We start from the raw sequence: 12,055 nt of genomic DNA on the forward strand, positions 1-12,055 counted from the left end.
AGCGAAAGTGCAGTAATTATTTAAAAGAACGTATATAATAAGTTGTTAACTAAATTCAAAAGGACGTGAAGGAATGTTTTCAAACCAAGTAAAGATTATGTTATATGTGAATAATGTTGAGGAATCTAGTCAATTTTGGCAAACGTTTGGCTTTGTTGAAAAGGAAAGAGAGGAAGTTGACGGTACATTGGTGGTAGAAATTGCACCAAGTGAATCAGCAGAGACGATTATTGTTTTATATGATTTGGCCTTTATTCAAAAACATTCACCAGAAGTGGCGGGGAATACCCCTTCTCTAATGTTTGCTAGCGATGATATCATTGGTCTTTATAAAAAAATGCAAGAGGCTGGCGTTACTGTCGGTGAAATGGTTCAATTGCCAACAGGCTTAGTTTTTAATTTTGCAGATAACGATGATAATTACTTTGCTGTGATGGGGCAAGAAAGTAAATAAAAAACAGCTTGGCACCAGAATCAATCTAGATTCTGGTGCCAAGCTGTTTTTTATAAAAGTTGAAAGTTTTATAAATTTTACTAAAATCTGTAATTTTCATGAAAATATAGCGTATGATAATGCTGTTAATAGAATAGGCGGAGGTAAGCGGTATGCGTAAACGACATGCAAAGAAAAGACATGGAGGAGTGAATTGGCTTTTTATAGTGTGTTTGTTGGTGGTGATTGGTGGTAGTGGTTATTTAATAAAAACGTTCTTTTTCACTAGAGATTCACAAGTTAGTCAAGAATCGAAAGTGGTCTTGGAAGAAGATCGCCGAAGTGATAATTATGCGAATTTAACGAAAGAAATAGTTGCACCAGATAGTGGCGAACTTGATCAAAAAATTCAAGAAACAAATTATATTGGTTCGGCTTTGATCATTAAAGATGATCAGGTTTTAGTAAATAAAGGATATGGCTTTGCCAATTTTGAAAAGCAACAAGCCAACACGCCAAACACAAGGTTTCAGATTGGTTCAATTCAAAAATCTTTTACCACAACCTTGATCTTAAAAGCGATTGAAGAAGGTAAACTTACATTAGATACAAAACTCGCTACGTTTTATCCACAAGTACAAGGTGCTGAGGACATTACGATTAGCGATATGTTGAATATGACAAGCGGTTTAAAGTTATCAGCAATGCCTAATAATATCGTTACCGATGAAGAAATTATTCAATTTGTTAAACAAAATACCATTCAAGTCAATAAAGGAAAATACAATTATTCCCCAGTAAATTTTGTCCTTTTAGCAGGAATGTTAGAGAAAATGTATCAACGTACCTATCAAGAATTATTTAATAATTTTTATCACAAAACGGCTGGTTTAAAGAATTTTGGCTTCTATGAAACCTTATTGGAACAGCCCAATAATTCAACAAGTTATAAATGGACAGAAGACAATTCATATAACCAAGTGCTCTCAATTCCTGCAGCTAGTTTTGCCCATGAATTTGGGACTGGTAATGTGGATATGACGACAGGTGATTTGTATTGGTACTTACATCAATTAACGAGTGGACATTTAGTTTCCACCGCACTTTTGCAAAAATTATGGACGTCTTCTCAGCAAAGCTCTTATCATGGCGGCATCTATGTTCATGATAATTATTTACGTTTACACGGCGTTGAAGCGGGTCAACAAGCCCTAGCTTTATTTTCAAAAGATATGAAAACTGGGATCATATTGCTAACTAATTGTGTGAATCCAGCGAAATACAAAGAATTAATTGGTTCGTTGTTCCATGATGTAACCAATTTAACTGTTAAATTTTAAAGCAGAAGTAACAACGATCACTCCCAAAGCCTTTTTAGGTTTCTTCTGAGAGACTTTATATTAAAATAAAGGGAAGAACGATCAAAGGGAGTGACGAAGATGAAACAATCAAAAAATAAACAAGTTGTTATTGGTGAACCAACGAAAAAAAACATTTATCTTCAAGATATAGAACAGGAAACGCAAGCTTTTATTCTCCAAAACAATCCACAATTGACAGCTGAATCGATGATTACATTGGCGGAGTTACTTAATTATCGTTTGGATTACATGAAACAATTGGTCGCAAATGATTCTGAAAAAATCCAACAACTGAATGAATTGGTGGTTCAACATATCAAAGAAGATAAGCTGATTTCCAATAATATGAATGAAAAGATGGAAAAGAAATTAACCTTTGGCCAACGAGCAGCGGATACCATTGCTAAATTTGGCGGTAGCTGGGTGTTTATTGGCTTCTTTTGCTTCGTGTTGATTGCTTGGATCGTGATTAACTCTACCACTTTATTGGGACAACCATTTGACAAATATCCTTATATTTTGCTAAATCTCGCCTTATCTTGTTTAGCAGCTATCCAAGCACCGATTATTATGATGAGTCAAAACAGACAAGAAGCCCGTGATAGAGAACAAGCGAATAATGATTATAAAATTAACTTAAAAGCAGAAGTAGAAATTAATTTATTACATGAGAAAATGGATTATATTATCAATAATCAACTAGAAAATTTGGTGAAAATCCAAAATATTCAAATTGAACTTTTAGGTGAATTGCAAGAACAACTCGCCGCGACTTCTGAAAAGGAGTAGTATATAGAAGAGGTCGGGACAGAACCGTTTAGCTCCGAAGGAGTTGGTTCTGTTCCCGCCGTTTATCAGGCTTTTTTTATTGTGTGTAAATACACAAGCAAAATAATCGCTTTCCCTTTTTTATTCACCGTATAATGGGATAGAATGAATTTATACAAAAGGGGAAAACAAGATGAAATACCAAGTATTACTTTATTACAAATATACAACAATTGAAGATCCAGAAGCTTTTGCGAAAGAGCATCTAGCTTTTTGCAAATCATTAAATTTAAAAGGCCGTATTTTAGTAGCGACAGAAGGGATTAACGGAACGTTATCTGGTACTGTCGAAGAAACAGAAAAGTACATGGAAGCAATGCAAGCAGATGAGCGCTTTAAGGATACATTCTTTAAAATTGATTCAGCAGAAGAAATGGCCTTCCGCAAAATGTTTGTTCGCCCACGTTCTGAATTAGTGGCGTTGAATTTAGAAGAAGACGTTGATCCATTAGAAACGACAGGGAAATATTTGGAACCTGCAGAATTTAAAGAAGCCTTATTAGACGAAGACACTGTTGTAATCGATGCTCGTAACGATTATGAATATGATTTAGGTCATTTCCGTGGTGCCGTGCGCCCAGATATCCGTAGCTTCCGTGAGTTACCACAATGGATTCGCGAGAACAAAGAACAATTTATGGATAAAAAAATTGTTACCTATTGTACTGGCGGGATTCGCTGTGAAAAATTTTCTGGCTGGTTATTAAAAGAAGGATTTGAAGATGTTGCTCAATTGCATGGTGGTATCGCCAATTATGGGAAAAATCCAGAAACACGTGGCGAACTTTGGGACGGCAAAATGTATGTCTTTGATGACCGAATCAGTGTCGAAATTAATCATGTTGATAAAAAAGTTATTGGGAAAGACTGGTTCGATGGAACACCTTGCGAACGCTACATTAACTGTGCAAACCCAGAATGTAATCGTCAAATCTTAACTTCAGAAGAAAATGAACATAAACATTTAGGTGGCTGCTCATTAGAATGTAGCCAGCATCCTGCCAACCGTTATGTAAAAAAACATAATTTAACAGAAGCAGAAGTTGCTGAACGTTTAGCTTTGTTAGAAGCGGTTGAAGTATAAAAATAATAAAAAATAAACAAAAAAACTTCGAAAATTATTTTTCGAAGTTTTTTTTGTTTATTTTTTGTCTTTAAAAGTGTTGATTTTAAAGCTTTCTTAGCTAAAACCATTTTATTTTTTAAAAGCGTCTGAAAAAAATAAAAAAATCTAATAAATATTTCTTTTATATAATGTTTATTGGCTGGGCCAGTCAATGTTGAAAATGGGGAAGGAGGAATTCAGATGAAAATTATAAAAAGGTTTAGTTTGGTATGTTTAGGGCTATTGATCATTGGGTTGCAAACAAAAAGCGTTATGGCTGAAGAAAATAATTATGAATCAAATGGTCAAGCAAGCTTCTATGGCACCTACGTTTATGAGAATGAAAAAGAGTCAAATGACGTAGCGGATACCCAACAATCAGAAGAACAGGGAAGAAACAATTTAGCTGCTTCTGGACAAGCAGTTTTACCTAAAACAGGCGAGTCTGAAAATCCGCTGTATTCCTTGATAGGAGTTAGTTTGTTGGGGGTAGTCATTTATTTAATTAATAAAATGAAACGAGAAAAGGAGTTTATTTAATGAAAAAAACTGTTTTACTTACATCGGCAACCATACTTTTAGGCGTAGGGTTTCAAGCAATAAACGCATCAGCAGCAGAAACTTTTCCGAAAGAATACAATACAGAAGGCACAATTACTTTTGAAGCAGGTGATAATGAAATCACACCGCCTGTTGATCCAGAAAATCCCGATCCTACTGATCCAGTAGACCCAATTGATCCTCCAGGGCCAGGAACGGGTGGTGCCTTATCAATTGATTATGGGTCAAAATTTAAATTTGGTACACAAAAGATTTCTACGGCAGATCAAACGTATTATGCTGCGCCAGATGAAATGAAAGATGGTTCAAAAAAACCAACCTATGTACAAGTAACTGATAAAAGAGGAACGTTAGCAGGATGGAAACTAACGCTTTCCCAACCTGAACAATTTAAAACAGCTACTGGAGAAGAACTAGTCGGCGCTCAATTGACGTTTACAAAGGCAGAAGCTGCCTCAATGGTGGATGAAAAATATAAACCTACTGAAGTCAGTAGTACTATTTCCTTAACACCTGGTGTAAATAATAATCTAGCGATGAACGCTAAAAAAGAAACAGGTGTTGGGACTTGGGTTTATCGCTTTGGTTCAAATGAAGCAACAAATAAAGAAGCTGTCCAACTATTCGTTCCCGGAAAATCTGTAAAGCTTGCACAACAATATTCAACGAAGTTAGTTTGGGCATTAGAAGATACTCCCGCTAATAATTAAATAAAGGAGAAAAGCAATGAAAAAACAATTCACAGGAATCGTTCTATGCAGTACATTTGCAGTTGCTGGTTGGTCCTTACAAGCGAAGGCAGAGGAGCCAAAAGAGTATCGTTCGAATGGTTTAGTAGAATTTATTCCGAACGTAGATCCGACAGAGCCGGTTGATCCAGAAAATCCCGATCCAGAAAAGCCAGTCAAACCAATTGATCCGACAGACCCAGAAGGTCCCAATCCTGGTACCCAAGGACCGCTGTCTATTGATTATGCTTCAAGTTTTGACTTTGGGAAAAATCGTATTTCGAATAAAGACCAAGTATATTTTGCAAGAGCACAGCAATATCAAGAAAATCAAAAAGAAACACCAAATTTTGTGCAAATTTCTGATAATAGAGGAACCAATAGCGGTTGGTCTTTAACCGTTACGCAAAAGGAGCAATTTAAAGCAACAAAGGCTACTTTAAATAGTCAGTTGACAGGTGCGCAAATTTCTTTAGCTAACCCGACCGTTAATAGTAATGCGCAAAATGTTGTGAAACCAGAGGCAACAAATAAGATTGCCCTTGTTCCAGGTACCGCATCGCTAGTGGCAGCTGCGAAGCAAGGAACCGGTGCAGGAACTTGGGCTACTTATTGGGGTAAAGTAGAAGTGGTTGCAGAACGCGATGAAACCAATACGGTACACAATGTTAATGTTACAAAAGATGTTGCGCTATCAGTACCAGGGTCAACCCCTAAAGATGCCGTGAAATATCAAACAAAATTATTGTGGACGTTGACGGATGTACCAGGAATTTAAAAAGTAGAGGTGAAGAGAGATGCGAAACAAACAAAGCCTAGTCTTTTTGGCAAGTAGTTTATTCTTACTAATCCTTGCGCCTATTACTAGCGAAGCGATTAGTAATCCTTCGACAAATATCAACGAAGTCAATCGGGAAATAGTGGAGGAATCGGCCAATGATCAGGCAACTAGCGCTCCTTCTCACTCGGAAACATTAGAGCAAGAATCTTCCCTAGAAACGACAACAACAACCGATAATCATCCAGCAGAAACAGACCAATCAACGGCTACTTTAGAACCTAGCGAACAACAAAAGGATGACGATAACAGTGCAACGGAATCGACGATAGTTGAACCACAGCCGCGCATGTTGGCTGCGCCATACGCTACTTCATTGCCTGATGATCCTAATATCATTCCAATCGACAAGGTGTTTCAAGAGCCAATTGGAAATGCAACAAGTATTTTAGAAGGTGGGAAGTTATTACAACTAAACCCAGCTGTTAAATCACAAAAAGGAGCTATTTGGTCAAAAAAACCAATCAGTTTATTGTCGGATTTTACCTTTAAAAGTTATTTGTATTTAGGAAACGAGTATGCAAATGCTGGTGATGGTATGACCTTTACCTTAACGAATGATCCTAGAATGTCCACAACGCCTCAAGAAGTCATTGGTTCACCTGGGATGGGAATCGGTGCATACTCCACGAAAGCTGGTCAACCTTATGTTAGAAATGCCTTATCGATTGAGTTTGATACCTATAAAAATACTGGTAGTTCCAACCGAATGGACCGAGAAATTTCACAAGATAAGGGAAATGGACATTTAGCTTTTGTCACTCCGAAAGCTAATAACAACAGCTATACAGGGGAGCATTCAGGCGTCACTGTTGCGCCAACCTATCTATCTAATGGAACCTGGCGCATGTTGACTGTTCATTGGAATGCCGCAACCAAAGCATTAACATATGATTTAGAAGGTGTGGGCACGAATACGTATGTAGTTTCAGATTTAAATGCACAATTTGGCGCAACAACGGTTTATTGGGGCTTTACATCATCCACAGGAGGCAAATACCAAGAGAATGCTTTAGCAATGACACAAATTCCTACCAACGTTACGTCACAAGCAGCCCTTAGCGTGAATGGTCAGGAATTTAGCTCAGCTGTTGAAGCAGTGAAAAATGATCAGGTGATACTACGGAATACATTGAATATTGACAATGACTTTATCGAAGATCGTCAACCGCAAGTAAGCATTGACTTACCTGATGAATTAGCATATGAAGAAAATTCATTAACGATTGATGGTAAAAAGGTAGCAGCCAAAGATCTGACACAAACAGGGAATCACTTAACAATTGCTTTAAATGACTACCTAGTTTTAAAGAAGGACATGATTATTGAATTAAAAACAACCCTTCAAGATAATACGCCCGAAAAAGTTTTAACTATGAACTTTGACTATTATGAAGAAGGAACCTTACTGCAAAAGTCAAATAATGTAACGATTACTATTCCTAAACCAACAGAAAAAACAGTAACCGTTTTTTATAAAGACGCGGAAGGTAAAGATATTGCTCCACCTAAAAGTGTAACAGGGAAAATTGGTGCACCCTATCAAGAAAAACCCCTAGATATTTCTGGCTATGTTTTTACAAAAGACTCAGGCAATGCGGAAGGAACAATGACAGAGGAAACAAAAGATATTTATTTTTACTATCGTTTAGGGGAACTATATTTTAAAGAGGCACCAAAACAGATTACTTTTGGTACGGAAAAGATACGTAATCAACCACTAATTAAACTTGGGCATCCCACCGAAGGACTCAAAGTTGTGGATGAACGTAACGCAAATAATTGGCGCTTGCAACTAAAGCAAACGCAACCGTTAACGAATGATTCAATTGTAATGCCAGATGTTTTTTCTTTCGTTTCAACTGCTGGAAGCTCTCAGATTACAAATGAGGCAATTACGCTTTTAGAAAGTAATCAGAAAGGTGAAACAGATTTAACAGCATTACTTGATGAATCAAAACAACAAGGAATTCAAATCAATGTTCCTGTAGCTTATCAAAGAGTTGGAACATTTAAAGCTCGTTTATCTTGGGCGTTAGAAGACGTACCAGGGAATTAAAGAAAAGAATGGAGAAAAGAAAATGAAAAAAGTAACAACAGTATGTTTATCCACATTTATTTTAGGGAGCTTAGGCATGACTTCTCAAGCCTTTGCAGAAGATGGCGGTAGTTATACATCTAATGGTATCGTAGAATTTACACCAAGTGAAGATCCAACTAATCCGGTTGACCCAACGGATCCAACTAATCCAGTTGATCCTATTGACCCAACAGATCCTGAAGGTCCTAATCCAGGAACAAACGGTCCGTTGTCAATTGATTATGCGTCAAGTCTAGACTTCGGTGTTCAAAAAATCACGTCGAAGGATCAGACTTATTTTGCTGCTACCCAAAAATACAAGACAGTAGGCGCAACCGATGAAGTCAAAGAAGGGCCTAACTATGTCCAAGTAACAGATAACCGTGGAACCGAAGCTGGCTGGTCATTAAAAGTGAAACAAGAAGGACAATTTAAATCAACTTCTGGTAAAGAATTGACTGGGGCAGCTATCACGTTTAAAAACGGAAATGTAGTGACTGCTTCAGATTCAGGCAAACCAACAGGCCCAGCCACAATCACGCTAAATTCAGATGGTAGTCAATCAGATGTAATGAGTGCAGCGAAAGGAAACGGTGCAGGAACTTATTTATTTGATTGGGGAACAGATGCAACTACAGCTGCTAAAAGTATTGAGTTAACTGTTCCAGGTTCTACAACCAAATACGCTGAAAAATACGCCACAAAATTAACATGGACGTTGACAGACGCTCCAGGAAATTAAACGAGTTTTAAAAAGAAGAATAGCAGGAAACATGGTTACCTGCTATTCACTACATATAGAAAAGGAGTAAATAATTTGAACAGAAAAAAACAACGATTTCTTTTTTTTCCGATACTACTAATTCTTTTAGCGTTAGTACCTAGCAATGGTTATGCCAGTGAATTTAATTTTGCGGTTACGCCTATTCCATCAGAAAAACAAGTAGATAAAGAAAAAACTTACTTTGATTTATTACTAGCACCAAATGAAGAAACTGAGTTGAAAGTGAACTTGCGCAATGATACAGATAAAGAAGTAAAGGTAGGTATTTCCATCAATAGTGCCATTACCAATTCAAATGTAATCGTGGAGTATGGTGAAAATAAGGGGAAAAAAGATCAAAGTTTAGCGTTTGATATAAAAGACTACGTTCAATACCCTAGCTCAGTTCGTTTAAAACCGAAAAGTGAACAAACGGTTTCTATTAACGTCAAAATGCCTAATACACCCTTTGATGGAGTGTTAGCTAGTGGTATCACTTTTAAAGAAGAAACGTCGGATGAAGGCAAACGCCAAGACGATAAGAGTCAAGGGTTATCCATTAAAAATGAATATTCGTATGTCGTTGCATTATTGATGCAACAAAATAAAAAAAAGGTTGAGCCGAATTTACTTTTGAAAAAAGCCTCACCAGGACAGATTAATGCTAGAAATGTGATTTTAGTCAATCTACAAAATGATCAAAAAACATATATTAACCAAGTTGCATTTTCAGCAGAGATTACCAAAAAGGGACATGAAGAAGTTTTATATAAAGAAGAAAAAGCAAACATGCAAATTGCACCAAATACCAATTTTTCTGTTCCCATTGCGCTAAAAGGGCAACCGCTTAAGCCAGGAGATTATCATTTGTCTATGACCGTTGTTGGGAATAAAGATGCTGCAGGCTCATTTAAAAAATCAATAAACAATGAATCGATATCTTTTAGAAATCAATGGCAATTTGAAAAAGACTTTACAATTAATGGTGAAGTTGCCAAAGAATTAAATGAAAAAGATGTCACCTTAAAAGAAAATCATTCGAATTTATATTTGATGATTGGCTTACTACTATTATTGATAGTGATTTTAATCATTGCCTGGTTGATTTGGCGAAAAAAGAAACAGGAAAAAAACGAAAGAGAAATATAAAGAGTAGTTAATTTTTGATTTGATCATCGGCAACGTTTTTGTTTGTTTTTGCTTATCAAACATGCAGTTTATTCAACAAACCTAACTCAAAAAAAGAAATAATAAGAAGGAGTATTGTTAAATATCGTCTGATACCACTTTACTAGTTATATTTTTTGTTTTGTTATGTAGCTAAAGTATTTGGCAATATATGTGAGAAAAATGGATAAATACAAACATTTACTATTATGGAGTACATTGTTACTCTCGTTTTTTCAAGTAACCACTGTGCAAGCAGCAGAAGAACGGAATCCAATTTATAATCCGACCAATCCAACAGAAGAAATTTATCCGATTGAGAATACTGGCACACCAGAAAAAATGGAAGAAACAAATGAAAGTACTATTACTAGCGAAACGCAAGCGGAAGAAAGTAGCGAAGACGTTAGTAAAAAAGAAGTGACAACCAATAATCCAAAAACAAATGAAGAAAGGCCTTCTTCCAAGAAAAGTCAGCATCAAGTATTTTTCACGGATGAATTATTTGATGCTAGCCATATCACCATTGTACCAAATAGCACAGGCGGTGCTGGAACGGAGGGGCAAAACACTTTTTACTTGAATTTCATACGGGAATTAGTAGGAACGGCTATTTATGGGAGAAAGAATTGATAAATGATGAATTATGAAATTTTTTTAAATAAAGAAGATCAACGAAGTTATTCCTTGCTAAGGCATTTAGAAGAAAGTCCCACGCTATCAGGTACTTTTATTGCACTTCGCGAAGAATTATCAATGTCGAATTTTTTAGTCAAAAAAACATTAGAAAAATTAAAAGCAGATATTGACAATCTAAAGTTAAGCGATAGCTTAACTTTAGTCGTTTCTGATGTAGATGTTACACTTGAAATTGATGGAAACTATTCAAGTAAACTTTTGCTCACGAAATACTTAACAGAATCGCTCTCTTTTAAATTAGTGTTGTCTTACTTTAGAGGAAATTATAGTTTGACAAAGTTTGCTGAATGTAATCATGTCAGCACCTCTGTGGCGTATAGTACCTTACAGCGGCTAAAAAAAGCCTTAAAGGAGTATCAGATCTATTTTAGTAAGCGGGAAATTGTCGGCAATCAAAAAGCAATTTCATTTTTTTTGTATAAATTGTTCACGCTTTCCAATCAACCAATTTCCGAATTATATTCGGTAAAAGTCTATAATGAAGCGAAACGTGTATTACAGTCTGTTGAGTTAAACTATACTTTCACCACCTATGAGCGACGCAATTTTTTCCATTATTTAGCTATTATGATTAACAACGAAGGACGTGCGGTGGAAGGGATCGATACGCGTGCACTGAATACATTTTCAGAGGAACTAATAAAAAAATCGCAAGTGGCATGGGCATTGGCCTCAAAATCATTAACGTATACGATTGTTTTTTTCTTGTATTTGCATGGCAAACTAGAGAAAAAATATGTCATTCACGAAGATCCTACGATTGAAAGCCTAACTCGTGTTTTCATTGGAAGTTTTGAAAAAGCATTTAATTGTTTAGAGGAGTCAACAAGGAATACTCTAGAAGAAGGGTTAGCAATTATTCATTTCAATGTTATTTACTTTCCGATTAATATGTTTGACGATTTTGAAATGGATTTACAGTTTTTTAAGCAAACATATCCGGAATTTTATTTTTATTTAATTGAATATATTCGTTGGTTAACAGCAAAACATAAAAAAATTGCGAAAGCCAATCACTGTTTGTTTTTTAACTATCTATTGTTGCTAATTAATCATGTTCCGGTTCATTTAATTGCAGAGCCAGCCAAGGTCCTAATTGATTTTTCTTATGGAAAAGAGTATAACCAATTCATCAAAAAAAATTTATCCGTCTATGTGAATTTAAATGTAGAAATTATTGATCCGTTATCAGATACCTTACCAGATGTGGTGATTACCAATTTAAATAACTTGTATCAAGAAGAACAGAGTAAAGTTATGGTTTGGCTGGATCCACCTCGTTCGATTGATTGGGTCAATTTAACGCAATCATTATTGACTATTCAAGAAGAAAAATATCAACAACAAAAAGAATCGACAAAGACAAGCGGTGATCCTATCGAATAGAATCATCGCTTGTCTTTGTGTTTAAGTCTTTACAAAACCACCCAAGTGTTTTATAATATGAATAAACATTCATATGAATAGAAAAACATTAATGAGGAGGCGCATA

Annotated in this window: 12 protein-coding genes; all 12 read left to right on the forward strand. The window is 35.9% G+C overall.

Annotated features, from left to right (window positions below; translation table 11 throughout):
- Window positions 1-73: 73 nt before the first annotated feature.
- Window positions 74-454: a VOC family protein gene (locus tag IGL23_RS02710; protein ID WP_002363195.1), complete on the forward strand. Its 381-nt coding sequence runs from the start codon at window positions 74-76 to the stop codon at window positions 452-454.
- A 152-nt stretch (window positions 455-606) separates the two neighbouring features.
- Complete coding sequence (locus tag IGL23_RS02715; protein WP_033594596.1) at window positions 607-1,773, forward strand: serine hydrolase domain-containing protein; 1,167 nt, start codon at window positions 607-609, stop codon at window positions 1,771-1,773.
- 99 nt (window positions 1,774-1,872) lie between these two features.
- Window positions 1,873-2,583, forward strand: coding sequence for a DUF1003 domain-containing protein (locus IGL23_RS02720; RefSeq protein ID WP_002386953.1), 711 nt, complete (start codon window positions 1,873-1,875; stop codon window positions 2,581-2,583).
- A 172-nt stretch (window positions 2,584-2,755) separates the two neighbouring features.
- Entirely contained in the window at window positions 2,756-3,706 is a 951-nt protein-coding gene (locus IGL23_RS02725; RefSeq protein ID WP_033594594.1) for a rhodanese-related sulfurtransferase, read from the forward strand.
- A 177-nt stretch (window positions 3,707-3,883) separates the two neighbouring features.
- Entirely contained in the window at window positions 3,884-4,267 is a 384-nt protein-coding gene (locus IGL23_RS02730) for an LPXTG cell wall anchor domain-containing protein (RefSeq protein WP_025189309.1), read from the forward strand.
- The gene (locus IGL23_RS02735) at window positions 4,267-4,998 is read left to right on the forward strand and encodes a WxL domain-containing protein (RefSeq protein ID WP_002361269.1); all 732 of its coding nucleotides are present in this window, start codon (window positions 4,267-4,269) and stop codon (window positions 4,996-4,998) included. The genes IGL23_RS02730 and IGL23_RS02735 overlap by 1 nt, the downstream gene beginning before the upstream one ends.
- Before the next feature lie 16 nt (window positions 4,999-5,014).
- Window positions 5,015-5,794: a WxL domain-containing protein gene (locus IGL23_RS02740; RefSeq protein ID WP_002355607.1), complete on the forward strand. Its 780-nt coding sequence runs from the start codon at window positions 5,015-5,017 to the stop codon at window positions 5,792-5,794.
- Window positions 5,795-5,813: 19 nt separating this feature from the next.
- Complete coding sequence (locus IGL23_RS02745; protein WP_430619672.1) at window positions 5,814-7,913, forward strand: lectin-like domain-containing protein; 2,100 nt, start codon at window positions 5,814-5,816, stop codon at window positions 7,911-7,913.
- Between the two features lie 22 nt (window positions 7,914-7,935).
- Window positions 7,936-8,676, forward strand: a complete 741-nt coding sequence (locus IGL23_RS02750) for a WxL domain-containing protein (RefSeq protein ID WP_002375974.1) — start codon at window positions 7,936-7,938, stop codon at window positions 8,674-8,676.
- A gap of 75 nt (window positions 8,677-8,751) precedes the next feature.
- On the forward strand, window positions 8,752-9,846 hold the full coding sequence (locus tag IGL23_RS02755) for a DUF916 and DUF3324 domain-containing protein (protein WP_033594589.1): 1,095 nt from the start codon (window positions 8,752-8,754) through the stop codon (window positions 9,844-9,846).
- Window positions 9,847-10,047: 201 nt separating this feature from the next.
- On the forward strand, window positions 10,048-10,497 hold the full coding sequence (locus IGL23_RS02760; protein ID WP_010775629.1) for a hypothetical protein: 450 nt from the start codon (window positions 10,048-10,050) through the stop codon (window positions 10,495-10,497).
- 3 nt (window positions 10,498-10,500) lie between these two features.
- A complete protein-coding gene (locus tag IGL23_RS02765) occupies window positions 10,501-11,949 on the forward strand; it encodes a helix-turn-helix domain-containing protein (RefSeq protein ID WP_002358731.1) in 1,449 nt (482 codons plus the stop codon).
- The last annotated feature ends 106 nt before the right edge of the window (window positions 11,950-12,055 follow it).

Source organism: Enterococcus sp. MSG3299 (assembly GCF_050555765.1).
Lineage (GTDB): Bacteria > Bacillota > Bacilli > Lactobacillales > Enterococcaceae > Enterococcus > Enterococcus faecalis.

Bases quoted from the DNA above. Each gene is read 5' to 3' on its own strand.
- IGL23_RS02710 (WP_002363195.1), top strand. From the start codon at position 74: ATGTTTTCAAACCAAGTAAAGATTATGTTATATGTGAATAATGTTGAG.
- IGL23_RS02715 (WP_033594596.1), top strand. From the start codon at position 607: ATGCGTAAACGACATGCAAAGAAAAGACATGGAGGAGTGAATTGGCTT.
- IGL23_RS02720 (WP_002386953.1), top strand. From the start codon at position 1,873: ATGAAACAATCAAAAAATAAACAAGTTGTTATTGGTGAACCAACGAAA.
- IGL23_RS02725 (WP_033594594.1), top strand. From the start codon at position 2,756: ATGAAATACCAAGTATTACTTTATTACAAATATACAACAATTGAAGAT.
- IGL23_RS02735 (WP_002361269.1), top strand. From the start codon at position 4,267: ATGAAAAAAACTGTTTTACTTACATCGGCAACCATACTTTTAGGCGTA.
- IGL23_RS02740 (WP_002355607.1), top strand. From the start codon at position 5,015: ATGAAAAAACAATTCACAGGAATCGTTCTATGCAGTACATTTGCAGTT.
- IGL23_RS02745 (WP_430619672.1), top strand. From the start codon at position 5,814: ATGCGAAACAAACAAAGCCTAGTCTTTTTGGCAAGTAGTTTATTCTTA.
- IGL23_RS02750 (WP_002375974.1), top strand. From the start codon at position 7,936: ATGAAAAAAGTAACAACAGTATGTTTATCCACATTTATTTTAGGGAGC.
- IGL23_RS02760 (WP_010775629.1), top strand. From the start codon at position 10,048: ATGGATAAATACAAACATTTACTATTATGGAGTACATTGTTACTCTCG.
- IGL23_RS02765 (WP_002358731.1), top strand. From the start codon at position 10,501: ATGATGAATTATGAAATTTTTTTAAATAAAGAAGATCAACGAAGTTAT.